The sequence below is a fragment of the Rhodococcus sp. SORGH_AS_0301 genome (assembly GCF_030818285.1).
Taxonomy (GTDB): domain Bacteria; phylum Actinomycetota; class Actinomycetes; order Mycobacteriales; family Mycobacteriaceae; genus Rhodococcoides.
Genome location: NZ_JAUTAC010000002.1, coordinates 4,156,698 through 4,180,150, shown reverse-complemented (window position 1 = coordinate 4,180,150; position 23,453 = coordinate 4,156,698). Strand labels below are relative to the sequence as shown.

Genomic DNA, 23,453 nt, shown 5'->3' with positions numbered 1-23,453 from the left:
CGGTCCGAACAGGTGACTGCACGCGCGTGCGCGAGCGGCTGTCCGGCGGTCGACGAGGCCCGTCGATGGTGTGCCGGAGGGACGTTAGGTGCTCGGTCCGCCAGCACCAAACGGGCCTGTTGAGCAATCTGTGGACGGGGTGTGGACAACGCAGGCGAGTCGTGTTGACCACCTGTGCAGAACCTGTGCAGCAACAAGATCACACAGCCCATCAGTGCACGTCAGGCCGATTTCGCAATTTTTCTCTCTGTGGATGAATCCGCACTCGGCGTGTCCTGCCGACTTGACATGTCGGGCGTGTCAGGTCTCCATGGCTGGAGTTATCAACATGACCTGGGTCACATGTCGGTATCCGCCGGTGAAACCGCCGAGTGATTCTGATCCGGTCCGGATAACGGCCGCCGGACGCGCGACGGGGCGCCGCGATGCAGTGCATCGCGGCGCCCCGTGGAGACCCTGGTCAGTTCTGCGCTTGCTCCTGATCGAGCTCGGTGACCGAGGCCGCGTCGACGAGCACGACCCGCGCCGTGGGAATGTCGAAGAAGAGTCCGACCACCTTGAGCCTCCCCTCGGCGACCGCCTTGCCCACCACGGCGTGACGCGACAGGGTCTGCAGTTGTACTGCCACGTTCACCATGGCGAGCTGGTCGATCTCCGAGAACCCCAGCTCCGCGGCATCCCGCGCGACGGGGTGGCCACTCCGGAACGCACTGAGGCTCGCCCGGCCGTGCGAGAGCCACTCACCCACCACCCCGTCGGCGTCGTGGGCGTCCGCGAGCAGCCCCCGCATGGCTCCACAGCCGGAGTGGCCGCAGACCACGACGGAACTGATGGCGAGCGTGTTCACGCCGTACTCCAGAGCGGCCTCGAGCGACGTGTCCGGATCACCGACCGGGATCAGATTGCCCATGTTGCGGACGGTGAAGAGGTCTCCGGGTCCGGCGCTGGTGATCGTGTTCGGCAGCACGCGCGAGTCGACACAACTCAGAAAGAACGTGTCCGGGTCCTGGAACTCGCTCAGCTTCTCGAGGTGCGGGCGCATGGACGACGCGCTGCGACGGTGGTATTCCTCGACACCGGCCAGGACCGGCCGGAGCGCCGCCGGGGTGACGGCGTCGGCGGTGAACGGCCCGGAGTGGCTGTCGACGGTCTGCCATTGCGACCACGGCATGAACGTGCGCGCGGACAGCATGTGGGGCATGCGTCTCGGTGGCCCGGCCGTGGCCGACGCCATGTCCACGGCGCCGACCTCGTCGACGACGACGGTGCCGCCCGTCGCCTCGTACTGCTTCGTCCACTCGTGCAGCGCGTCGTACACCGCGTGGTCGAGGAAGTCGACGGTCAGCTCGATCGTCACGGATCGGCCGGCAGGAACGGACTGCAGCACCCGCGTGAGGCGAGGAAGCGACAGGAAGCTGAGCGATCCCTCCACCACGACGCGCCAGGAGTCCTCGGTGAGCTGCTCGGCACGCACCCGTGCCCACAGCACGCGGCGCAACACCAGCAGGACGGAGATGGCGAGCCCGATCAGCACACCCTCGAGCAGATTGAGGGTGACGACACCGACGACCGTCGCCGCGTACACCACCACGTCGCCGGTCCTCGTCGCCGAGCGGATGTCCGCGAGCTTGACCAGCTGCACACCGATCATGACGAGCAGACCTGCCAGTGCGGCGTAGGGGACCAGCTCGACCACACCGATGAACAGGACCGAGAAGATGAGAACCCAGACACCGTGCAGCACAGCCGAAGCGGGGGATCGGGCGCCGGATCGGACGTTGGTGGCGCTGCGCACGATGACGCCGGTGACGGGCAGTCCGCCGGCGACACCGGACACCATGTTGGCGGCGCCCTGACCCATGAGTTCGCGATCGAAGTTGGTGCGTCTGCCCGAGTGCATCTTGTCGATGGCGACGGCGGAGAGCAGACTCTCGACGCTCGCGATCAACGCGATGGTCAGCACACCGGTCGCGAACGCTGCCCACTGCCCGTCCGGGAATGCCGGCAACTCCACGGCCTCGATCAGGTTGCCGGGCAGATCGATTCGTTCGACGTTCATCGAGAAGGCCAGTGAGAGACCGGTTCCCGCGACCACGGCCACCAGCGGGCCGGGGACCTTACCGAGTGGGCCGGTGATGCGCGGCCACAGCAGCATCAGCGCAACGACCACGCCGCCGATGGCGACCGGCGCCGCCTCGGCGTTCAGGATCGACGAAGGCAGAGACGTGATGTTGGCGACGGCGGAACTCCGGCTCTCCCCACCGAGCAGCACGTGGATCTGCTGCAGCGCGATGGTGATACCGATACCGGCCAGCATCGCGTGCACCACCACCGGCGAGATGGCGAGCGCCTGGCGGGCGATACGGCTCAGACCCAGCACCACCTGCAGCACACCGGCGAACACCGTGATGAGACACGTGATGCGCCAACCGAACTGGTTCACCAACTCCGCCACCACCACGGTCAGGCCGGCGGCCGGCCCGCTCACCTGCAGCGGGGACCCACCCAGCGCACCGGCGAGGATGCCGCCGATGACGGCCGCGATGAGGCCCGCCATGACGGGAGCGCCGGAGGCGACCGCGATTCCGATGGAGAGCGGTACCGCCACCAGGAACACCACGAGAGACGCGGGCACGTCGTACCGGGCGATGCTCGCCAGCCGGTCGCGCGGTGTGGGGCTCGGGTCGGGTACGGGTGGTTCGGCGGGGGACGAGCGATCGAGTTGTGCAGTCACGGTGAAGCCTCCAGGCGGACACGGATGGTGTGGGTCTGTGCGGTTTCGTCGGTGCAGAACGCCCGGTCTCTCCTCGGGGCGCATCGTTGGTCAAGACATCTCGAAGAGTACGTAAAGGTTTCGACGCACCCTCGGCGTCGGACGGTGCTCGGGCCGCGTCTGCTCCGAGGTTTGGGGACGGTGCCAGTGGACCCACCCGGAAACACTCACCGCGCACAGAATCACCACCTCGCCCACGCCGGAGGACGGCCGAGACAGGCAGGAAAAGAACGAACGCAAACGCAGAATGCCCCGGCCGAGAATCGGCCGGGGCATTCGGTACTGCGTGTCGGTGATGCTTACGAGGCGGTGACCTCGAGGTCGAACGACGCCGTCACATCGGGGTGCAGCGCCACGGTGATGCGGTGCGTTCCGGTGGACTTCACGTGCGACTTCGGCAGTTCGATGCTGCGCTTGTCGAGCACCGGGCCACCGGCGCTCTTGACGGCAGCGGCGACGTCGGCTGCGGTGACCGCACCGAAGAGCTTGCCCGAGCCGCCGGTTCGCACCGACAGCGTCACGGACGTCAGGCCCTCGATGGCCTGCTTGAGCTCGTTGGCATGGTCCAGCCCGCGCACGGCGCGAGCTTCCTGGGCACGACGGATGCCCTCGACCTGCTTCTGTGCTCCGCGGGTGGCCGCAATGGCCAGTCCACGGGGCAGCAGGAAGTTACGTCCGTAGCCGTCCTTGACCTCGACGGTGTCTCCGGGTGCGCCGAGGTTGTCGACATCAGCGGTGAGGATGAGCTTCATGGTTACCTTTCCCCTTATCGCGCAGTCGCGGCGTAGGGCAGCAGTGCTACCTCACGCGAGTTCTTGACTGCGATGGCGATGTCCCGCTGGTGCTGGACGCAGTTGCCGGTGACACGACGAGCGCGGATCTTGCCGCGGTCGCTGACGTACTTACGCAGCAACGTCGTGTCCTTGTAGTCGATGGACGTGTTCTTTTCCTTGCAGAAGGCACAGACCTTCTTCTTGATCACCTTGTCGCGCAACGGCGGTTTAGGCATGGACAATCTCCGAATCTTGATTCACTGCATGTGTGGTGCGTACCGGATCAGAACGGCGGTTCGTCGTCGCCGCCGCCACGGGAGCCACCGAACGATCCCGATGCCTGCGGGGCACTGCCCCACGGATCGTCACCGCCCGAGCTGCCACCGGACGAACGGCTCGACGAGCCACCCGATCCACCGGAGGAACCACCGAACCCGCCGCCGCTGTTGCCGCCGCCTCCGCCGCTACCACGACTGACCTTGTTGACCTTGGCCGTCGCGTACCGCAGGGAAGGACCGACCTCGTCGACCTCGAGTTCGACGACAGTGCGCTTCTCGCCTTCACGCGTCTCGTAGGAACGCTGCCGCAACCGACCCGTCACGACGACTCGCGCACCGCGGGTGAGCGACTCCGCGACGTTCTCCGCAGCCTCGCGCCAGATGTTGCAGCGCATGAAGAGTGCGTCGCCGTCCTTCCATTCGTTGGACTGACGATCGAACGTGCGGGGCGTGGACGCGACGGTGAAGTTCGCGACCGCTGCACCTGCGGGGGTGAATCGGAGTTCGGGATCGGCCGTCAGGTTCCCGACGACGGTGATGACGGTTTCGCCTGCCATGATTCCTCTTTCTCGTGCCTTGTCAGCGCATGATCTTCTCGGTTGCCGTCAGCCTAGGGCGAGACGGTGACACGAGGGATCACTTGCCGCGGCGCAGAACCTTGGTGCGCAGCACCGATTCGTTCAGGCCGAGCTGGCGATCGAGCTCCGACACCGTGGCGGGCTCCGCGTTGATGTCGATCACCGCGTAGATGCCTTCGGCGTGCTTCTCGATCTCGTAGGCGAGACGGCGCTTTCCCCACACGTCGACCTTGTCGACCTTGCCGCCGTCCTTGCGGATGACGTTCAGGAACGTATCCAGCGACGGGGCGACCGTGCGCTCGTCGAGATTGGGGTCGAGGATGACCATCAGTTCGTAATGACGCATAAGACCTCATCACCTCCTATGGACTGTGAAACGGTCACGGACGATCCGTGACAGGAGGGTCGTTGCGTCAGCAACCGGTCCAGGGTACCTGGACCGCGGCTCACCACGAAATCGGCGGATCGACGGTGCGGACAGCACGGCGCGAGGTCCGGGGCACCTACTCTTGTCCTCATGACCACCGGCCGCGCGACGATCTCCGGCCGCGCCGGGGTCGCCACGGCGGCCGCCGTCACGGCGATCTCGGTGGTCACGATGGTGCTCGGCTACGTCAACAAGGCGCGGTGCGCGGGAGCACCCTTCGACGAGACCGGACGCAGTCTGGCGTTCGACCGCATCAAGGACTCGTCCGTCTGCTACTCCGACATCCAGTTCCTGTGGCTCGACCGCGGCATCGATCAGCACCTGTTCCCCTACCTGACCGGGGGAATCTCCGCCGACGGCACACTCACCGGCGGAACCGTCGAGTACCCGGTGCTCAGCGGACTCCTCATGTGGGTCGGCGGTCTGGCGAGCCACACCGACGCCCAGTTCCTCCTCTACTCGGCGCTCCTGCTCGCACCGTTCGGCGCGGTGACCGCCTGGATGCTCGGACGCCTCGGCGGCCGCGTCGCGCTGCTCTGGTCGGCCGGCCCCGCGCTGGTTCTCTACGCGTTCCACAACTGGGAACTCCCCGTGGTGGCGACAACCGTCGGCGCCGTGTACGTGATGTCCACCCGCATGCCGCTCCGACGTCGGGCGTATCTGGCGTCGGCACTCCTGGCGGTGGGCTTCTGCCTCAAGCTCTATCCGGGCGCCTTCGTTCTCCCGCTCGCGTCGTACGTCCTGGCCGGGGGCGTGGGCGGGGTGGAGTCCCCCGTGTCCGCACGCCGGTCGCCGCGCCGACTCGACGTGCGCGGGGCAGCCGGAGTGATCGCCGTCGCCGCTGCTGTGGTGGCCGCCGTCAACCTGCCCTTCGCGATCCTCGGCTACGACGGATGGCGGGCGTCGTTCGCCTTCCAGGGCATGCGGCAGGCCGACATCACGACCAACTCGATCTGGTACTGGGGACTGCGGATCCTCTACGACGTGCCGTCGGCGACGCCGGACATGAGCGCCGCCAACGACCAGGCGTACCAGAGCCTGGTCTCGGTGCTCTCGCCGTTGCTGGTGCTGGTGTCGTTCGCCGCCGCGCTGTGGTTCGGCTGGCGTCGACGTCTCGCGGAGGGCACCTACCCCTGGGTGCAGACCAGCGCGGTGATGCTCGTGGCGTTCCTTCTGTTCCACAAGGTGCACTCACCGCAGTACACGCTGTGGCTCGTCCCGTTCTTCGTCCTGCTGCACGTTCCCTGGCACGTGGTGACGGCCTACCTGATCACCGACGTCGTACTCGGTGTCGGCGTCTTCCGGTACTTCGCCGCGTTGTCGAGTGGCAGCGACGCGACCACCGAGGAGAACGTCGTGGTGTTCGGGGTGTGGGTGCGCGCCGTGCTGCTGGTCGTTCTCGTCGTCCTGTTCGCACGGTCCCGTCGCCGCACTCTCGACGCCCGTCCCACCCGGTCCCCGCGCCGCCGGACCGACGCCGAAGCGGAGGTACCCGTGTGAGCACGCCGTTCGATCCCGTCCCCCTGCTCGGCGAGCACGTGCACCTCGAGCCGCTGACGCCCGATCACGCGGGCGTGCTCGCGGCGGCCGCGGACGACCCCGCGATCTTCCGCTGGACCGGATCCGTCGTGTCCGACGACACGACCGCCCGCGCGTACATCGACACCGCCCTCGCGGACACGGCGCGGCGGGCGTTCCTGCAGCGGGACGCGCGTACCGGCGTCGCGGTCGGCACGACGTCCTACTATCAGATCGACGCCTCGAATCGGAGCGTCGCCATCGGATACACCTGGCTCTCGCGCTCGGCCCAGGGAACCAGGATCAACCCCGAATCGAAGTTCCTTCTGCTCGAGCACGCCTTCGGCTCCGCCGACGTGGTGCGCGTGGAGTGGCACACCGACGCACTGAACGAGCAGTCCCGCGCGGCGATCGGCAAGCTCGGCGCACACTTCGAGGGATTGCTGCGCAAGCATCGTCGCCGCGTCGACGGAACGTGGCGCACCACGGCGCTGTTCTCGATGACCGACGACGAATGGCCGGCGGCCCGGGACGTTCTGCGCAGCCGCATCGACAGCTGAGCCGTCCGTCGACCTGCGCCTTTTACAGAATGTGTGCACTCGTCCGGCAGAGTTCGTGACGAGTCATTCTCCGGGGAACGATGACAAAACCGACTGTTCGGTGAGAGGCTGCTGAAGAAACCGGCAGTTCGATCGAACCCAGGGACACGAGAAACAAGGGCACACCAGTGACGACCACGACATGGCGCCGTCCGGATCAGGACGGCTCGGCCACCGTTCGCACGCATGGCCACACCGACAGCACCACCTACCAGCGCCCCAACCTCACGGTTCGTGAGATCGAGGTGCTCATCAGCTGGTTCCGCTGCGATTCCAAGCCGGCCGTCGCGGCCAGCATGTTCCTCTCGCTCGGAACGGTGAACACCCACCTGACGCGGATCCGTCAGAAGTACGCGGCCGTCGGCCGGCCCGCACCGACCAAGGCATCCCTGGTCGCGCGGGCCCTGCAGGACGGCCTGATCGACATCGACGAACTCTGAGGTCCGCCCGTCACTCCTGGATGTGCACCTTGGCGTCGTCGGCATGCCCCTCGGCCGCGAGGCGCCGGTTACGGCGCACGCTGGACAGGAACGACAGTCCGATGAGGACCACACCGACGAGTCCGGTGATGATCTCGTTGATGTGCACGCCGATCGAGACCAGCAGGATGATCGACAGTGCGCCGATGGCCCAGTGGGCGCCGTGCTCGAGGTACACGTAGTCGTCGAGCGTGCCCTTGCGCACCAGATAGACCGTGAGCGACCGCACGAACATCGCACCGATGAAGCCGAGGCCCAGCGCGATGATGATGGGGTCGGCGGTGATGGCGAACGCGCCGATGACGCCGTCGAAGCTGAAGGACGCGTCGAGGACCTCGAGGTAGAGGAACAGGAAGAAGCCGGCCTTGCCGGTGGCCTTCGCGAGGTCCGACGGCCCGCCGGAGGCCTCCTCCTCGTCTTCACCGGGGACGTGGAACAGATTGCCGAGGCCGTTCACCGCGATGTAGGTGACCATGCCCAGCACGCCGGACACCATGACCGTGGAGATCTTGTCGTCCTCCGCCATGAACTCGGCCGCGAGAACCAGCAGGATGCCGGCGACGATCACGGACATCATGTCGAGCTTGCCGGCCTTGGCCAGCGGCTTCTCGATCCACGAGAGCCAGGTGTGCTCGCGCTCCTCGAAGATGAAGCCGAGGAACAGCATGAGCAGGAACATGCCACCGAACGCGGCGATCTGCGGATGCGCGTCGGTGATCAGCGTCTCGTACGACGGGCTGCCGTCGGGGAAGTAGGCGGCGTCGTCCGCGGGCGGGTTGAGCGCGAGACGGAGCGCCGCCACGGGGCCCAGGCCGGACGCGGCCCAGACGATGACCAGCGGGAAGACCAGCCGCATACCGAAGACGGCGATGATGATGCCGATGGTGAGGAAGATCTTCTGCCAGAACTCGCTCATCCGGCGCAGGACCGTCGCGTTGATGACCGCGTTGTCGAAGGACAGCGACACCTCGAGGATGCCGAGGATCACGACGAGAGCGACGGCCTGCCAGCTCCCGTAGATGAAGGCCACCACGATGGCGAGCGCGGTGATCGCGAACGACCATCCGAAGATGCGTAGAACCACGGGTGGTGGCCTTTCTCTGGTGTCGATCCCTGCGGGCTCCGGCGACGGGGCGTCGTTGCCCCCACATGCAACGGAGAGTGTCGCAGCGCCGTCCGACGAGGACGACGCGCAACACTCTCCGGTACTCGGACCGAATGCCCCGTCGAGCGGGACATTACTCCTTCACAGGGGTCAGACGTTCACTCCGAAGTCGCGGGCGATGCCGGCCAGACCGGAGGCGTAGCCCTGTCCCACGGCGCGGAACTTCCACTCCGCACCGTTGCGGTAGAGCTCGCCGAACACCATGGCGGTCTCCGTCGAGGCGTCCTCGCTGAGGTCGTAGCGGGCGAGTTCGGTGCCGTTGGACTTGTCGACGACGCGGATGTAGGCGTTGCGGACCTGGCCGAACGACTGCGAGCGTGCGTCGGCCTCGTAGATGGACACCGGGAAGTTGATGGTGTCGATGTTCGGCGGCACGGCGGAGAGCTCGACGTTGATGACCTCGTCGTCGCCGTCGCCCTCACCGGTGGTGTTGTCACCGGTGTGCTCGATCGACCCGTCGGGGCTCTTCAGGTTGTTGAAGAACACGAAGTGCTGGTCGCTGACCACCTTCTTGTCCGTACCGAGCGCGATGGCGCTGGCATCGAGGTCGAAGTCGGTGCCGGTGGTCGTGCGGATGTCCCATCCGAGACCCACCGAGACGGCCGTGAGGTTCGGTGCGGCTTTCGTGAGGGAGACATTGCCACCCTTGGTCAGGCTGACGCCCATGGCTCGAGTCCTTTCGGTTGCGTGCTACCGGTCGCGTGCTGGAAAGTGCTGTCCACTCGCGTTCATACCCCCAACGTGTGGCATCGCACCAGCGTTCCCGCGAGCCGGTGCGACTCGAGATCGCCGGCGCGTCCGAGAACGGCGCCGCCAGTACCATCGGGCGGGTGACACACCGCTGGCCCGGGCGCCTGAGCCGCGGCCGGGCGCGCACCGAGGCGGTCGCCGCCATCCGGGCCGACACGGTCCGGACCTTCCTCGACATGGACAAGCGTCAGTCGATCGCATCCGCGGGGGTCGACGCGCTGGAACGACTGGGCAGGTCGGACGACAGTCTGCGAGCGCGCTGGCGGCCGGTGGAGGAGCAGTGCTTCGCAGCGGGTGCCTCGTATCTGGCGGCCACGGAGCGCCCCGAGTCCGACGCGAGCGAGGAGGCGTACGACGCCTTCGCCACCGCCATCGCCCACCTCTCCGCCGCCAGCGCCGCGGTCGACCAGTTCTACGAGGCGCACCGGGCACGGCTCGAGCACGCGACGCTCGAGTACGCCGCGGTCCCGCGCCTGGCGAACGACGCACGCACCGCGGCGACCTCGGTGCTGGCAACCGTCACCGGATCGGAACCGCACCACTCCTATCGCTCCGTGCGTGACGCCGTCGCCGCGGTACACCGTGCACTGGACGGTCTCGCGGCGGCGGAATCCGGGGGCAGCGGCACCGCGGTCACCGGCCGCGCAGCGCAGGTGCGCTCCGCCGCGGACGATCTCCGCCAGGCACTCGCCGAGGCACCCGGCCGCGCCGGATCGGCGTCCACCGCCCTGGCATCGGTCCGCACTCGGCTCCAGGCGGTCGGCACCAAGGCCGAGTACATCGCGCCCGCCTACTCCGCCCTGCTGCGCGAGTTCGTGGCCGCCAGCTCGGACGATCTCTCCCGAGCTCGGGAGAACTGCGAGACCCACATGGTCGAGGCGGCCCGCGACATCGACGACGCGGCGACCGCACGCGACCGAGGCGATCCGGAGGAGGCACTCGACCGGATCACCGCCGCACGGCAGCATCTGGCCGACGCGGAGGCGGACATCGAGGCCGTCACCGGACGCCTGGCACGCCTGCGCGAGGTGCGGGACGACCCCGGGGCCGTGGATCGCCGCGTCCGGTTCCGGCTGCGCGACGCGCAGCTGCTGGCCGTCGACCGGGGACTGGTTGCCGAATGGGGCTCGGTGTTGGATGCTCAGCTCGCACGGATCGAGAGGGCCGCCGCGGCACTCGGAACGGGCCGACCCGACTACTGGGCGTACCTGCGCGAACTCGATTCCGTCGAGGACTTCATCTCCGGTGTGGTCGACCGCATCCGCGGCCGACAGAGTCGGACCTGATACGAAAGGGGTTGCAGTGCAGCACTTCTCTCACCTGGAACCCGCCACACTCGAGTACCTGTTCCACCGCCCGCCCGTCGCCGTGACCGCGGAGAGCGACCTCACGACGCGGGCGCTCGCCCTGGGCGCCACGCTCTACGTCCCGGCCACCAGGGCGAACCTGGTGGAGACGGTACGCAAGCGCGCGGCCGAGGGCTCCCGGTCCGTCGTGCTCGATCTCGAGGACGCCGTTGCCGACGCCGACCTCGAAGCGGCGCGCGGACACGTCGTCGCCGCGCTGGACGCACTCGCCGTCGATCCGCCCGAGGCCGCCGTCTTCGTCCGCGTCCGCACGGCGGAGGACATGCACCACGTCTGCGACCGTCTCACCACCGGCATCGACGTCCTGCACGGCTTCGTTCTTCCCAAGTTCCGGCCGGAGAGCGGCGAGAAGTTTCTCGAGGAGGTGGCCGCTCGGTCGGCCGCAGCGGGCAGACACCTGGTGGTCATGCCCGTGATGGAGTCCCGCGAGATGGTCTACCGGGAGACCCGTGACGACGAGTTGGCCGGTGCACGTGACGTGCTCGACCGATACCGCGACAGCGTCCTGGCGGTGCGAGTCGGTGCCACCGACATGAGCGGCGCCTTCGGGATCCGACGCGACCGCGACCTGACGATCTACGACGTGCGGGTGGTCGCGGACACCATCGGCGCCATCGTCAACCACCTCGGGCGCAGTGACGGAACGGGTTTCGTCGTCACCGGCCCGGTCTGGGAGTACTTCGCCGACCACGAGCGGCTGTTCCGCCCGATGCTGCGAGCCACGCCCTTCGCCGAGCACGACGCCGTCCGCTTCCGCCAGCAGCTGGTCAGCCGCGACATCGACGGTCTGCTCCGTGAGGTCGCGCTCGACCGTGCCAACGGGCTGCACGGCAAGACCGTCATCCACCCGTCCCACGTCGCCGCCGTGCACTCGCTGTCGGTGGTCACCCACGAGGAGTATCAGGATGCACAGGCCATCGCGTCGTCCTCCGGCGGAGGCGGCGTCCTCGCCTCCGGCTACGGCAACAAGATGAACGAACTCGGCCCGCACCGGCCGTGGGCCGAGCAGACGCTGCGCCGGGCCGCCGTCTTCGGCGTCACCGCCGAGGGTGTGTCGTTCGTCGACGTGATGCAGGCACTGGCCAGGCGTCCCGCGTCCACGACCGGCACTGCACGATGAGCCGCGCGATGGACCGTCGACTGCCCTGGGCGACAGCGGAACTGGGGCTCGTCCTCGAGCACGGCACCTCGTCGGTGGGCCGGCGGGTGGGCGACCTGGTGCAGCCGGGGCTGCGGCGCAACCCGCGCCGAGCACACCTGCTGGTGTCGACCGTTCTGGGCAAACACATCCCGCAGGACCCGGCCGAGGTGATCCGAGCAGGTGAGCTCCTGGGCTCCCTGTGCGCCGACGTGCTCGCCGGGCACGACGACGGCGTGGTGGTACTCGGATTCGCCGAGACCGCGACGGGACTCGGCCACTGCGTGGCGACGCGCCTCGGCGCACGGTCCTACATCCACTCGACCCGTCGACCCGTCGAGGGATTCGCCGTGCACGGTGAGTTCGAGGAGGGCCACTCGCACGCGACGGATCATCGCCTCCTACCCACCGATCCGGAGCGCGACCTGCCCTCTTACCTCCCGATGGTCCTGGTCGACGACGAGATCTCCACGGGAACGACGGCCCTCGGTGCCATTCGCGCGGTGCACGCACTCGCGCCGCGGGCGCGCTACGTGATCGCCTCGCTCGTCGACATGCGCTCGGCGGATCAGCGCCGCGAGACCGACCGCGTCGCTGCGGAACTCGGGGTGGTCATCGACTCGGTGTCGCTCGCGACGGGCACCGTGCATCTGCCCGACGACATCATCGCCGTCGTGGAAGCGCTGCCCGCTGCACCTGCACCGGTGGATGCTCCACACCGAGGGACCGTCACCAGGGTCGACGTGCCCTGGCCGGCCGGAGTGCCCGACGGCGGTCGCCACGGTTTCCGGGCCGAGGACGTCGCCGCCTTCGACGCCGCGGTCGAGGAGTCGGCCGATCTGCTGCGACCGCACCTCGGCTCGGGCACCACCGTCGTGATCGGGCACGAGGAACTGATGTACCTCCCGCTCCGCATCGCCCGCGCACTGTCGGACCGCGGAACGCCGACACTGTTCCAGACCACCACCCGCTCACCCGCTCATGTGCTCGACGAGCCGGGATACCCGCTGCGGCGGGGCTTCTCGTTCGTCGCACCGGAACCCGCGGCCGGTGGCCGACGTCATCTCTACAACGCTCGGGTACCGGACGAGGCGGCGCCGAGCCCCGTTCTTCTCGTCGTGGATCCGCCCGCGGACACCGAGGCGTTGACGGGTCCGGACGGTCTCGTGGACGCCCTCACCCGCACCGGTATCGACGTCACCGTCGCCGTGGTGGCGGCGGATCCGCACTCGCTGCGGACGGAGTCTCGATGACGGCACCGCTGCACGGTCCGGCGTTCGGGTCCTACGCGGCGGACGAGGTGTCCTGGCTCCTGAAGGATCTCTCGCACGTCTCGCTGGAGGCGGACACCGCGTCGCGGGAGCAGCAGATCCAGTCGGGCGCAGCGCACTACGCCGAGAGCCTGCCCGTCGAGTATCAACCCGATGCCGCCTACCGCGACCTGTTCGCCACCGTCCTGGAGGAGAGCGCGACGCGCCTCGCCACCGCGGTCGGCATCGTCACCGATCTGGTGATCGCCGAGCGCGGTGAGAACCTGGTGCTCGCCTCTCTCGCCCGCGCCGGCACCCCCATCGGCATCCTGATGCGCCGCTGGGCGCGGGACGTGCGCGGTCTGACGTGGCCGCACTACGCCGTGTCCATCGTGCGCGACCGCGGAATCGACTCGGCCGCACTGGATAATCTCGCCCGTCACCACGACCCGGCCGACGTCGTCTTCGTGGACGGGTGGACCGGCAAGGGCGCCATCACTCGGGAATTGACCGCCGCCCTCGACGCGGTGCACCGGGCGGGAGGCCCCCGCTTCGACGACCGGCTCGCGGTACTGGCGGACCCCGGGCACTGTGTGACCACCTACGGCACCCGCGACGACTTCCTCATCGCGTCGGCATGCCTCAACTCGACGGTGTCGGGCCTGATCTCCCGCACCGTGCTCAACGACACGCTCATCGGGCCCGGTGAGTTCCACGGCGCCAAGTTCTACGCCGACCTCGCCGCGGTGGACGTGTCGAACCTGTTGCTGGACAGCGTGTCCGCCAGATTCGACGACGTCGCGGACGCCGTGGTAGAGGGACTGTCGACGGTGCGGTCCGCCGACCGGACTCCGACATGGAGTGGCTGGGCCTCGGTCGAGCGCGTACGGGAGGAGTACGGCATCAGCACGGTCAACTTCGTCAAACCCGGAGTGGGAGAGACCACCCGCGTGCTGCTCCGCCGGGTCCCGTGGCGCGTTCTCGTGCGCGACGCGCAGGCGCCGGAGCACCGCCACATCCGGATGCTCGCCGAGGCGAGGGGAGTGCCCGTGGACGTCGTTCCCGATCTCGCCTACTCCTGCATGGGTCTCGTCCGGGACGTCTCGTGACCGAGGCGAGGACCGCACTGGTCGCGACCGATCTCGACCGCACGATGATCTACAGCGCCGCCGCCTTGGCGGAGGGTCGCACGGACGGACAGGACGACGACGTGCGCTGCGTCGAGTACTACGAGGGCGCTCCGCTGTCGTACATGACCACACGCGCCGCGGACCTGCTCACCAGCCTCGCGTCCGAGGTGGTGGTGGTGCCGACCACGACGCGCACCGTCGAGCAGTTCCGACGCATCGCCCTGCCGGGAGCACCCTGGCGGCACGCGATCACGACCAACGGGGCCACCATCCTCGTCGACGGTGAGCCGGATCTCGACTGGCGCCGCGCCGTCGAGGACGCCGTCGCCGGGTCCGCGGTGCCGCTCGCGGAGGTGACCGCGGAGATGACACGGCGGGGCGACGACTCGTGGGTGCTCACGCAAAGGACGGCGGACGAACTGTTCTGCTACCTCGTCGTGAACGCGGAGACGATGCCCGAGGGTTTCGTCGACGAATTCGCACACTGGTGCACCGAGCGCGGCTGGGGCGTGTCCCGGCAGGGCCGCAAGGTCTATGCGATGCCCGACGCGGTGTGCAAGTCGCATGCCGTCGCCGAGGTGCGCCGACGGTGCGTGAACGCGGGAACGCTGGAGGCCGACGCCCCGGTGCTCGCCGCCGGGGACGGCGCCCTCGACGCGGAGATGCTTCGTGCCGCGACCGCCGCCATCCGTCCGCGGCACGGTGAACTGGAACTGCTGCAGTGGGACGCCCCCGGGCTGGTGGTCACCGAACGGTCCGGCGGTGCTGCGAGCGAGGAGATCCTGCACTGGTTCCGGGCAACGGCCGGCACGTCGGGCTCCGCCGCTGCCCCGCCGACACACGTACGCTGAATTCGGACGTACCCGACCACCCCGGAAGAGGACGAGACGTGGCTGCACAGCCGTTGACCAAGGGACAGAATGCTCCTCTGTCCACCGCCACCGTTCGCATCGGTCTCGAGCTGACCGCACCGGCGGACATCTCCGCCCTGCTCGTCACCGACAGCGGCAAGGTTCGCTCCGACGCCGACTTCGTCTTCTTCAACCAGCCCTCCGGCCCCGGTGTGCAGCTGGTTCCGGGCCAGGGTGGGCCGCAGGAAGTCGCCGTGACCCTCGCCGCGGTCCCGGCCGACATCACGCAGATCCGAGTCGTCGTCACGCTCGACGACTCGTCGAGCAGCTTCGGACGCGTCTCCGCGCCCACCGCCCACGTGATCGACGGCGGCACCGGTGCGACGCTCTACTCGTACACCGTGGACGGCCTCACGACGGAGTCCATCGTCATCGCGCTCGAGCTGTACCGGCGCGGCGACGGCTGGAAGGTCCGTGCCGTGGGCCAGGGTTACGCGGGCGGGTTCGCCGCTCTCGTCGGTGACCACGGGGTCTCGGTGGACGACGCTCCCGCAGCGGCGCCTGCGCCTGCTGCACCCACACCTCCGCCTGCCGCTCCCACACCTCCGCCGGCCCCCACTCCGCCGCCCGCGGCACCCCCGGCACCTTCTGCGCCCGCGGCCCCCGCCGAGGTGAGCCTGACGAAGGCTCGGCCCGTCAGCCTCACCAAGGGTCAGAAGGTGACGCTGAAGAAGGACGGTGGCGTCGCACTGACCACCATCCGCATGGGCCTCGGTTGGGACCCCATCAAGAAGGCCGGCTTCTTCGGAGGCGGGCGCAGCGCGGACGTCGATCTCGACGCCTCGGCGCTGATGTTCTCCGGCGACAAGCACGCCGACGTCGTCTACTTCGGCCAGCTGCGGTCGAAGGACGGGTCGATCGTCCACCAGGGCGACAACCTCACCGGCGAGGGCGAGGGCGACGACGAGGTGATCACGGTGGACCTGACGCGGGTGCCCGCCCATGTGAGCTCGATCGTCTTCATCGTGACCTCGTACCGCGGGCAGACCTTCGAGCAGGTGGCGAACGCCTTCACCCGCCTGGTCGACAACACGATCAACACCGAGCTGGCACGCTTCACGCTGCAGGGCGGCATGCCGTTCACCGGGCTGGTCATGGCCAAGGTGTACCGAGCCGGGAGCGAGTGGAAGCTGCAGGCGATCGGCGACGGCATCAACGCCAAGCACGCGGGCGAAGCGTTGCCGCAGCTCCGTCCGTACCTCTCCTGACGAGGAGTCGTAGGCTCGGGTCGTGACCTCGTCGAACGATCCCTCCGTCTTCGAGTACGGAGTGGACGGCCCCAAGCTGATCGTCGTGGGCCTCGACGGCTCCGACTCCTCCTGGCGGGCGGCCGCGTACGCCGCCGGACTGGCGCGCCGGCAGCACTCCAAGCTCGTGCTGGTCTACGTGCAGACGCTGGCGGCCGGCGCCTTCGCGCAGGCGAGCGGCGTGGTCTACGACTCGGGGAGCCAGGTGGCGGACCAGCTGCTCACCGAGATCCGCGACCACGTGGTGCGTTTCGGCGAGCACCAGCACGTGAACTGGGAGTTCCGGACGTTCCGCGGCGACCCGGCGATGGGACTCGCCGCCGTCGGCGACGAACTGCGTGCCGACGCGATCGTCGTGGGCACGTCCGAGTCTGCCGGGCACCGCATCTTCGGCTCCGTCGCCGTCCGACTGGTCAAGCTGGGTCGGTGGCCGGTGACCGTGGTGCCCTAGGCGGTGGCGCCGCATCCGCGATCGGAACCTCGACGGGCCGCGGACGCACCATCGCCGGCACCCACGACGGGTACGCGTCGGGTGCTCCGTCGAGCACACCACCGGCCGGATCGTCGTCGCCGCTGCGACGCACCAGATCGTCCACCGGCCGGTAGATCTGCCGCACCACCAGGACACACAATCCGACGACGGCGAGATCGCGCACCAGGACGGTCGCCGTGAAGTACTGCTCGGGCAGACCCTTGTCGGCCACGCCCAGGTAGTACATCATCCGCGGAACCCAGACGAGTGCGTCGATGGTCATCCACGCCAACAGAATTCGCCGGTGCGGCAGAGCCAGGACCGCGAGCGGCACCAACCACAGGGAGTATTGCGGACTCCACACCTTGTTCGTCAGCAGGAAACCGGCGACCACGAGGAAACACAGCTGCATCAGGCGAGGACGCCGCGGGGCCGTCAGCGCCACCCAGCCGATGGCGAGGCACACGACCACGAAGAGCAGCGCCGTCACGAGATTGAGGATCACCGGCTTCTCCCCGGGACCGAGCGGGCCGTCGAATCCGGCCCAGCCGGTGAACGACCGGGCCACGTTGTAGAGCGAGTCCGGATCGGCGCCGCGGTCGGAGTTCAGTCGGAAGAACTCCGACCAGCCACGCGGAAACAGCAGTGCGATGGGCAGATTGACCAGAACCCACGCCGAGAGCGCCGCCGCCGTGGTCCGCGACCAGTCCCTGATGTTCCCCGTGCGGATGCACAGCACGAGGAGCGGACCGAGCAGGAACAGCGGGTAGAGCTTCGTCGCGCCCCCGATGCCGAGCAGGACACCGGCCAGCACCGGCCTGCGTCGCGCCCACGCCAGCAACCCACCGGAGGCGAATGCCGTTGCGAGGGCGTCGAAGTTGGTGAAGACGTGCACGATCACCAGAGGGGAACACGCGGCCAGCGCGGCGTCCCACACCCGACGTCCCGCCAACATCGTGGTCGCCCAGATCGTCACGATCCAGGCGAGGGCGGAGCCGAACGCCACCACGTTGAAATACAGCGCGACCGTGAGCGCCTGCGGCAACCACGGGACCGCAGACCACGCGTGGGCCACCTGCATCGACACGTACTGGTACAGCCCCGCCACCACCGGATACTCCATGTACCGGGTGATCGTGGAACCGTCGGAACCCGTTTCCTCCCACGACTTCTTGTACGGGAACGCGCCCTGATCGAGGCGCTCCGCGCCGTAGAGGGGGACCACGTCGGAGTAGCACATCGCGACGTACTGACGGCTCCCGCTCCAGTCGAGTCCCAGCTCGCCGCCGGGGCCGTTCGGGGCCTGCTGGATGCACGCGGCCTTGCCGAACCAGCCCAGCGCGAGAAACACGACCGTGAACGCGAAGATCACGCGCAGTGGCGTGATGTGGCGCTGCCGCCCCACCAATGCGTGCTTGCCGACGGGGCCGCCGACCACCGTCGACAACTCCGCGACCATGGGGTCGGTCAGACTCGGCCGATCGCGCCGACGAGCGGAGCGTCGATCCGTCGCCAACTCACCCGGACTCGCCAACAACTCGTCGGACAAGTCGTCCCGACCGGCCTCCGGCCCGCCCGTCGAAACTCGACCGGCCTCCGGCCTGCCCGCCGAATCGTCTCGACCGGCCTCCGGCCTGCCCGTCACCCCTAGCCGCCGGGCGGCGTGGCCGGCTCCGGAGCCGCCCCGTCGTCGGGCGGGGTGACGGCGGAAGGTTCCGCCGGCGCCGGGGCCAGACCGGGAACCGGAATGGTGATGCCCGGCAGGATCTCGACCTGCGACGGGACGACGACCGGCGGAGCGACGGGCTCCGGCGTCGTGGGCTCCGGCGCTGCGGAAGAGGATGTGGGCGGCGCCGCGGTCCGTGTCGGCGCGGGTGCCGAGTACTGCGGCACACCGGCCTGGCCGGCGATCGCACCGGGTGCAGGGAACGACTCGACGGGCGAGCCCTCGAGGGACGCGTCGAGCGTGTCCTTCCAGATGTCCGACGGAAGTCCGGAGCCGTAGATGGGTCCCCCGTAGCTGTTCTCCAGCGGGAGGCCCTGCTCGGTACCGACCCACACGGCCGTCGCCAGAGACGGCGTGTACCCGACCATCCAGGCGTCCTTGTTCTCGCCGGTGTCACCGAGCTGCGCGGTACCGGTCTTCGCGGCGGAGGCGCGTCCCTCGGCCAGGTTGTGGCCGTTCGAGTAGCCCGCGATGGGACGCATGGCCGCCGTGACGTTGTCCGCGACGGCGGGGTCGACCCGCTGCTCGCCGGGGTCCGCTCCGCGATCGAGCAACACGGTGCCGTCGGCCGTCACGACCTTCTGCACGAAGTGCGGTGCGTGGTAGGTACCCGATGCGGCGAGCGTCGCGTACGCGCTGGCCATGTCGATGACACGAGACTGGTACTGCCCGAGCACGATGCCGTTGTTGGGGCCGGCGCCGTTCGGCTCGGTCAGGGTCTCGCCGATGCCCTCGACCTCGGTCGGGATACCGAGGCGGTGCGCCATGTCGGCCACTGCCTGCGGGCCGCCGTCGAGGCTGAGCTGCAACCGGTAGAAGCTCGTGTTGAGCGACCGCTTGAGCGCCTCGGCAATGGTGCAGGTGCCGCAGGACTCGCCCTCGACGTTGCCGATGGAGATGCCGTTGACCGTCAGCGGCGAACTGTCGTACATCTGCGACAGCGGGATGCCCTGATCCAGAGCCGCCGCCAGGCCGAAGACCTTGAACGACGAACCGGTCTGCAGGCCGGACTGCGCGAAGTCGAAGCCGCGGCCGTCGACACCGCCGTAGTACGAGCGCACCGCACCGGTGCGGGGGTCGATCGACACCGACGCCGTGCGCAGCTCGGACGGTTCACCCTCCATGTTGGAGTTCACGGCGTCGATGGCGGCCTGTTGATCCTGCGGATCGATCGTCGTGGTGATCTGCAGTCCGGCGGTGTTCAGGTCCTGCTCACTGATGCCCGACGCGGTGAGCTCCTTGAGCACCTGGTTCTTGATCAGTCCGTTCGGGCCGGCGTCGGCGGCGTCGCCGCTGTCCACCGAGGCGAGCGGTCGCCACTGCGGGTACTGCATCGCCTGACGCTGGGTCTGATCGAGCGCACCCATCGTGACCATGCCGTCGAGGACGTAGTTCCAGCGGCTCTGCGCACCCGTCGGGTTGTTCTCCGGATCGAGTCCGGAGGGCTGCTGGATGGTGGCCGCGAGCACGGCACCCTCCTCGACGCTCAACTGCTCGACGGGCTTGTCGAAGTACGCCTTCGACGCCGCCGCGATGCCGTACGCGCCGCGGCCGAAGTAGATGGTGTTGAGGTACGCGGCGAGGATGTCGTCCTTGGTCCACTGACGCGCCATCTTCGAGGAGATGACCAGCTCGCGCATCTTGCGGGTGAGCGTCCGCTCGGACCCCACGAGCGCGTTCTTCACGTACTGCTGCGTGATGGTGGATCCACCACCGGCGCTGTCGCGCCCGAGCACGTTGTCGCGAGCGGCGCGTGCGAAGCCGGTGACCGAGAATCCGGGGTTGGAGTAGAAGTCACGATCCTCGGCCGACAACACCGCATTGCGGACGTGCTCGGGGATCTGTCCGATCTCGACGTCGGTGCGGTTGCCCTCGGGAGGGACCACCGTGCCGAGGACGGACGTTCCGTCCGATGCGAGGACGGTGGCGACCTGGTTGGTCTTGATGTCACCGGGGCGCGGAACGTCCTCGACGACGTACGCGACCATGAACACCAGGACCGGAACGACCATGCCCAGCGCGATCAAGCCGTACAGCGTGCGCCGCAGGACCTTCCACTTCGACTTCTTCTTCGTCTTCGTGGCAGTACCTCCTGATGGCGGTTCGGTGGGTCCTCCACCGAACCGGTCCCGGTCACCGTCGGCGTCGCCACGCGAGTGGGACGTCACGGGCCGGGAGGGTGGAGCGTCGGTCGCCCGTGGATCGTCCGAGTACGGGCGCGGCTGCGAGAACGCCTGCGACCGCGGCGGGGGCGCGGTCGGGGGAATTTGGGTGGTGTCCGGTCCACGATCGTCGTAGGACGGCGGACCGTAGGCCGGGCGCCGCGGGTGATCGGCCGGCGGCCAGCTCGGCGGGGGACCACCGGGGCCGTCCCGGCGAGGCGCACGCGGTGGGGGTGGGCCCGACGGCCGCTGCTGGGGATCGCGGACCGGCTCGTGGCTCGGGCGCCCGTGACGCGGTGGTTCCCCGGGCCCGTCGGGTCGACCGTGGCGGCCGGACGGACGCCCGCGATCGTCACCGGAACTGTCGTAGGGGGAACTCACTCACGTACTCCACTGTCAGGACGCACGTGTGACCAGGTGGCGACGGTCACGTGTGCGTCGGGCTCGTTCGACTCGGTTGCGCGGGGGACCACCGACGGACGGTACCGCCGACGACCTGCGTCCGTCACTCACTGGCCGTGCGTCGGCGGGAGGCGGAGCGTGTGCGGGGGCTCTTGGGCGCCGGAACGGCACCCAGGACGTACGACTGCACGAGGTGGTTCCAACTGCAGGTTCGGCAGACCTCGACGACGTGCACGGAGAACTCCTCCTGCGTGCCGGCGAGGCGGGTGAGCTCGTCCGCGGTCCGGGCCGAGCCGTTCATCGTCCCGAGCTTCTCTCCGAACACCCAGGAGACGAGCGTGAGCTGCTCCTTCCGGCAGATGGGGCACGCCACGGTGGACGGCCGACCGTGGAACTTGGCCGCTCGGAGGAGGTAGGGATCGGCGTCGCAGACCTGGGCCATCGCCGTTCGTCCGGAGTAGACCTCGGCGAGCAGCGACTTGCGCTGCAACGCGTAGTCCACCACCTGCCGCTGTGATCTCACGGTGACCAGAGTACGTGCGCCGTCGAGGTGGGGTGGTGCTCGACCCCGTCCCGTGCGCTGGAGCGGAGCCGTGGAGCCGGAGCACTTGAGGGACCCGGTCCACGGGCCTACCATCTGGCGATGCCGACGGTCCGATCTGTGGGTGTCAGAGCGCGTGACCAGGACAGAGTGCACGCGTGCGCCGCGCTGGACCGTGCGCTCGCGGACGGCCAGATCGACGCCGAGGAGCACGCCACCCGTATCGCCCTCGCCACCGATGCACGTGCGCTCGAGGACCTCCACGATCTGATCGGCGATCTGCAGGGCGAGTCGGATTTGGCTCCGATGGCGTCGCCCGGGACGGCAGCCGCGGGGCTCTCCCGTCGGGGTCGGCCGAGCGTGCTGAGCGCGGTGATCCGGTGGGCTGTTCTCCTGGTCGTCGCCGCACTCCTGTTCTTCGGTGTCCGCGCCTGTGCGTCCGACGACAGCGCGACCGGCACCTACGGCTCGGCCGGCTACCTCGAACCGCGCGCGATGGACGACATCGTGGCGTCGACGGGCATGCTGCTGGGAACCACCGTCGTCGACGAGCTGATGTTCTACTCCGAGTACGCGCTGCTGAGGGCGCCGAGTCCCGACGATCCGGGCCGGGAGAGGCGTTATCAGTACCGCGACGGCGAGTGGAGACAGTCGGACGACGCGGACAGGGACCGTGAGACGGCGACCGTCGACCTCGCCGACCTGGGCCCCGGCGTGCTCGGCGGGTTGGTTCTGGGCGCCGGCGCGAGCCTGAACATCGCCGAGATCGACTCGCTGTACCTGTTCGTCCGTGACACCGGCGCCGGCCCCGCGATCAGCCTGCACGCGAGCAACGAGGCCGCTAACGAGGACGGATACCTCGAGGCGTCCCTGTCGGGCGACTTCCTCAGCGTCACCCCGTTCGATCCGACCGCGTAGGAGACGACGATGGCGACCGGACAGGATCGACGGCTGCGCGCCCGTGACATCGATCGCGCGGTGGTCGCGACCGCTCTCGACACCGCGTACGCGGACGGGCAGCTGACGTTCGACGAGCACCGGTCACGGGTGGCGGCGGCGAGAACGGCGACGACACTGGGCGATCTCCACGCGTTGGCCGCCGATCTGCAGGCGGACGTACCGCTGCCCGAGGCGGTACGGCCCGCACCCGGACCGTCCCGGCGCCCGGTGATCGTGGGTCTGCTCGTGGTGGTCCTCGTCCTCGGAGTCGCCGTCGTCTTGGCGGTCCGCGGATCCGATGCACCGTCGTCGCCGAGCGATCGTCGCGCGACCCTTAGTGTTCGACACCCCGGAGGGCCTGGCCGACTTCCGCGACCGGTGGATCACACGATTCGGCGACCCCGAGGTCACCGAGTTGGTGCTGTACCCGTCGGACGATCGCGCCTCTCTGACCCGCCTCGCCGAGAGCGACCGCGTGCGCGACGTGTCGGTCCGCGGCGGCTTCGCGGAGTCCGCCGCCACGAGCCCGAGGGAGACGGACGAGCTGCCCTTCGACCTCACCGCGCTCGACGTCGCGGCACTGGCGGGCCTGATGGCGGGGTCCGCGTCGTTCGTCGAGGTACCGGACGCGTCGGTCACCCACGTGATCGTGCGCAACGAGGGAGTGCCGGAGGTACTGGTCTACGCCGCGGATGCGGACGGCCGCGGTGGATACCTGCAGGCCACCCTGGCCGGTGAGGTCACGCGGGTCAGCCCCCACCATCCCTGACGGGGCCCGTGTTCATGTTCTCGACAGTTACATGTACCCCCATATATCGGTCCGATACA

Annotated in this window: 22 protein-coding genes and 1 pseudogene; 13 read left to right on the top strand and 10 right to left on the bottom strand. The window is 68.8% G+C overall.

The genetic code is table 11. The features are described from left to right. Window positions 1-460: 460 nt before the first annotated feature. The 5 genes from QE397_RS20390 to rpsF all read right to left on the bottom strand — a co-directional run bounded on the left by QE397_RS20390 (window position 461) and on the right by rpsF (window position 4,748). Window positions 461-2,734: a SulP family inorganic anion transporter gene (locus QE397_RS20390; RefSeq protein WP_373425265.1), complete on the bottom strand. Its 2,274-nt coding sequence runs from the start codon at window positions 2,732-2,734 to the stop codon at window positions 461-463. 338 nt (window positions 2,735-3,072) lie between these two features. Then, a complete protein-coding gene (gene rplI, locus QE397_RS20385; RefSeq protein WP_027506022.1) occupies window positions 3,073-3,525 on the bottom strand; it encodes a 50S ribosomal protein L9 in 453 nt (150 codons plus the stop codon). A gap of 14 nt (window positions 3,526-3,539) precedes the next feature. Beyond that, entirely contained in the window at window positions 3,540-3,782 is a 243-nt protein-coding gene (rpsR, locus tag QE397_RS20380) for a 30S ribosomal protein S18 (RefSeq protein ID WP_027506021.1), read from the bottom strand. Between the two features lie 47 nt (window positions 3,783-3,829). Continuing rightward, on the bottom strand, window positions 3,830-4,381 hold the full coding sequence (locus QE397_RS20375; protein WP_027506020.1) for a single-stranded DNA-binding protein: 552 nt from the start codon (window positions 4,379-4,381) through the stop codon (window positions 3,830-3,832). Window positions 4,382-4,460: 79 nt separating this feature from the next. Continuing rightward, window positions 4,461-4,748, bottom strand: coding sequence for a 30S ribosomal protein S6 (gene rpsF / locus QE397_RS20370; protein ID WP_027506019.1), 288 nt, complete (start codon window positions 4,746-4,748; stop codon window positions 4,461-4,463). Between the two features lie 171 nt (window positions 4,749-4,919). Here rpsF and QE397_RS20365 point away from each other — a divergent pair, with 171 nt between their 5' ends. The 3 genes from QE397_RS20365 to QE397_RS21855 all read left to right on the top strand — a co-directional run bounded on the left by QE397_RS20365 (window position 4,920) and on the right by QE397_RS21855 (window position 7,386). After that, window positions 4,920-6,329 (top strand): hypothetical protein, encoded by a 1,410-nt coding sequence (locus QE397_RS20365; protein WP_373425264.1) that lies wholly within the window; start codon window positions 4,920-4,922, stop codon window positions 6,327-6,329. Then, entirely contained in the window at window positions 6,326-6,907 is a 582-nt protein-coding gene (locus tag QE397_RS20360) for a GNAT family N-acetyltransferase (RefSeq protein ID WP_307096972.1), read from the top strand. Before QE397_RS20365 ends, QE397_RS20360 begins: the two co-directional genes overlap by 4 nt. A gap of 131 nt (window positions 6,908-7,038) precedes the next feature. Continuing rightward, entirely contained in the window at window positions 7,039-7,386 is a 348-nt protein-coding gene (locus QE397_RS21855) for a helix-turn-helix transcriptional regulator (protein ID WP_373425306.1), read from the top strand. A gap of 10 nt (window positions 7,387-7,396) precedes the next feature. Here QE397_RS21855 and QE397_RS20350 read toward each other — a convergent pair whose 3' ends face one another. Beyond that, the gene (locus tag QE397_RS20350) at window positions 7,397-8,509 is read right to left on the bottom strand and encodes a DUF475 domain-containing protein (protein WP_056440938.1); all 1,113 of its coding nucleotides are present in this window, start codon (window positions 8,507-8,509) and stop codon (window positions 7,397-7,399) included. 171 nt (window positions 8,510-8,680) lie between these two features. Then, window positions 8,681-9,256 (bottom strand): TerD family protein, encoded by a 576-nt coding sequence (locus tag QE397_RS20345; protein ID WP_027506015.1) that lies wholly within the window; start codon window positions 9,254-9,256, stop codon window positions 8,681-8,683. Window positions 9,257-9,333: 77 nt separating this feature from the next. Here QE397_RS20345 and QE397_RS20340 point away from each other — a divergent pair, with 77 nt between their 5' ends. Genes QE397_RS20340 through QE397_RS20310 form a run of 7 tightly spaced genes read left to right on the top strand, consistent with a single transcriptional unit; the run spans window position 9,334 to window position 16,834 of the window. Continuing rightward, window positions 9,334-10,626, top strand: coding sequence for a hypothetical protein (locus QE397_RS20340; protein WP_056440935.1), 1,293 nt, complete (start codon window positions 9,334-9,336; stop codon window positions 10,624-10,626). 16 nt (window positions 10,627-10,642) lie between these two features. Further along, on the top strand, window positions 10,643-11,827 hold the full coding sequence (locus QE397_RS20335) for an HpcH/HpaI aldolase/citrate lyase family protein (protein WP_056440932.1): 1,185 nt from the start codon (window positions 10,643-10,645) through the stop codon (window positions 11,825-11,827). A gap of 8 nt (window positions 11,828-11,835) precedes the next feature. Then, window positions 11,836-13,098: a phosphoribosyltransferase family protein gene (locus QE397_RS20330; protein ID WP_307096969.1), complete on the top strand. Its 1,263-nt coding sequence runs from the start codon at window positions 11,836-11,838 to the stop codon at window positions 13,096-13,098. Continuing rightward, complete coding sequence (locus tag QE397_RS20325; protein ID WP_307096967.1) at window positions 13,095-14,204, top strand: cysteine protease StiP family protein; 1,110 nt, start codon at window positions 13,095-13,097, stop codon at window positions 14,202-14,204. Before QE397_RS20330 ends, QE397_RS20325 begins: the two co-directional genes overlap by 4 nt. A 44-nt stretch (window positions 14,205-14,248) precedes the next feature. After that, a complete protein-coding gene (locus QE397_RS20320) occupies window positions 14,249-15,076 on the top strand; it encodes an HAD family hydrolase (protein WP_307097660.1) in 828 nt (275 codons plus the stop codon). A gap of 38 nt (window positions 15,077-15,114) precedes the next feature. Continuing rightward, a complete protein-coding gene (locus tag QE397_RS20315; RefSeq protein WP_231476359.1) occupies window positions 15,115-16,344 on the top strand; it encodes a TerD family protein in 1,230 nt (409 codons plus the stop codon). A gap of 22 nt (window positions 16,345-16,366) precedes the next feature. Further along, on the top strand, window positions 16,367-16,834 hold the full coding sequence (locus tag QE397_RS20310) for a universal stress protein (RefSeq protein ID WP_027506008.1): 468 nt from the start codon (window positions 16,367-16,369) through the stop codon (window positions 16,832-16,834). On the opposite strand, the gene QE397_RS20305 is transcribed toward QE397_RS20310, so the two are convergent. From QE397_RS20305 to QE397_RS20295, 3 genes are all read right to left on the bottom strand, one after another. Beyond that, complete coding sequence (locus QE397_RS20305; RefSeq protein ID WP_081821328.1) at window positions 16,797-18,314, bottom strand: glycosyltransferase family 87 protein; 1,518 nt, start codon at window positions 18,312-18,314, stop codon at window positions 16,797-16,799. The two genes, QE397_RS20310 and QE397_RS20305, sit on opposite strands and share 38 nt — an antisense overlap. Before the next feature lie 188 nt (window positions 18,315-18,502). Beyond that, entirely contained in the window at window positions 18,503-20,593 is a 2,091-nt protein-coding gene (locus QE397_RS20300; RefSeq protein ID WP_081821327.1) for a transglycosylase domain-containing protein, read from the bottom strand. A 655-nt stretch (window positions 20,594-21,248) separates the two neighbouring features. Next, entirely contained in the window at window positions 21,249-21,668 is a 420-nt protein-coding gene (locus QE397_RS20295; protein ID WP_056695695.1) for a DUF5318 domain-containing protein, read from the bottom strand. A 138-nt stretch (window positions 21,669-21,806) separates the two neighbouring features. On the opposite strand from QE397_RS20295, the gene QE397_RS20290 reads away from it, so the two are divergent. The 3 genes and pseudogenes from QE397_RS20290 (at window position 21,807) to QE397_RS20280 (ending at window position 23,394) form a co-directional block, all read left to right on the top strand. Further along, the gene (locus QE397_RS20290) at window positions 21,807-22,604 is read left to right on the top strand and encodes a DUF1707 domain-containing protein (RefSeq protein ID WP_307096963.1); all 798 of its coding nucleotides are present in this window, start codon (window positions 21,807-21,809) and stop codon (window positions 22,602-22,604) included. Window positions 22,605-22,613: 9 nt separating this feature from the next. Next, window positions 22,614-22,784: pseudogene (locus tag QE397_RS20285) on the top strand (DUF1707 domain-containing protein); the annotation flags it as partial. 178 nt (window positions 22,785-22,962) lie between these two features. Further along, entirely contained in the window at window positions 22,963-23,394 is a 432-nt protein-coding gene (locus QE397_RS20280) for a hypothetical protein (protein WP_307097689.1), read from the top strand. The last annotated feature ends 59 nt before the right edge of the window (window positions 23,395-23,453 follow it).

Coding starts and splice junctions, on each gene's coding strand:
- QE397_RS20320 (WP_307097660.1), top strand. CDS start 14,249: ATGATCTACAGCGCCGCCGCCTTGGCGGAGGGTCGCACGGACGGACAG.
- rplI (WP_027506022.1), bottom strand. CDS start 3,525: ATGAAGCTCATCCTCACCGCTGATGTCGACAACCTCGGCGCACCCGGA.
- QE397_RS20345 (WP_027506015.1), bottom strand. CDS start 9,256: ATGGGCGTCAGCCTGACCAAGGGTGGCAATGTCTCCCTCACGAAAGCC.
- QE397_RS20365 (WP_373425264.1), top strand. CDS start 4,920: ATGACCACCGGCCGCGCGACGATCTCCGGCCGCGCCGGGGTCGCCACG.
- rpsF (WP_027506019.1), bottom strand. CDS start 4,748: ATGCGTCATTACGAACTGATGGTCATCCTCGACCCCAATCTCGACGAG.
- QE397_RS20330 (WP_307096969.1), top strand. CDS start 11,836: ATGGACCGTCGACTGCCCTGGGCGACAGCGGAACTGGGGCTCGTCCTC.
- QE397_RS20325 (WP_307096967.1), top strand. CDS start 13,095: ATGACGGCACCGCTGCACGGTCCGGCGTTCGGGTCCTACGCGGCGGAC.
- QE397_RS20300 (WP_081821327.1), bottom strand. CDS start 20,593: ATGGTCGTTCCGGTCCTGGTGTTCATGGTCGCGTACGTCGTCGAGGAC.
- QE397_RS20305 (WP_081821328.1), bottom strand. CDS start 18,314: ATGGTCGCGGAGTTGTCGACGGTGGTCGGCGGCCCCGTCGGCAAGCAC.
- rpsR (WP_027506021.1), bottom strand. CDS start 3,782: ATGCCTAAACCGCCGTTGCGCGACAAGGTGATCAAGAAGAAGGTCTGT.
- QE397_RS20375 (WP_027506020.1), bottom strand. CDS start 4,381: ATGGCAGGCGAAACCGTCATCACCGTCGTCGGGAACCTGACGGCCGAT.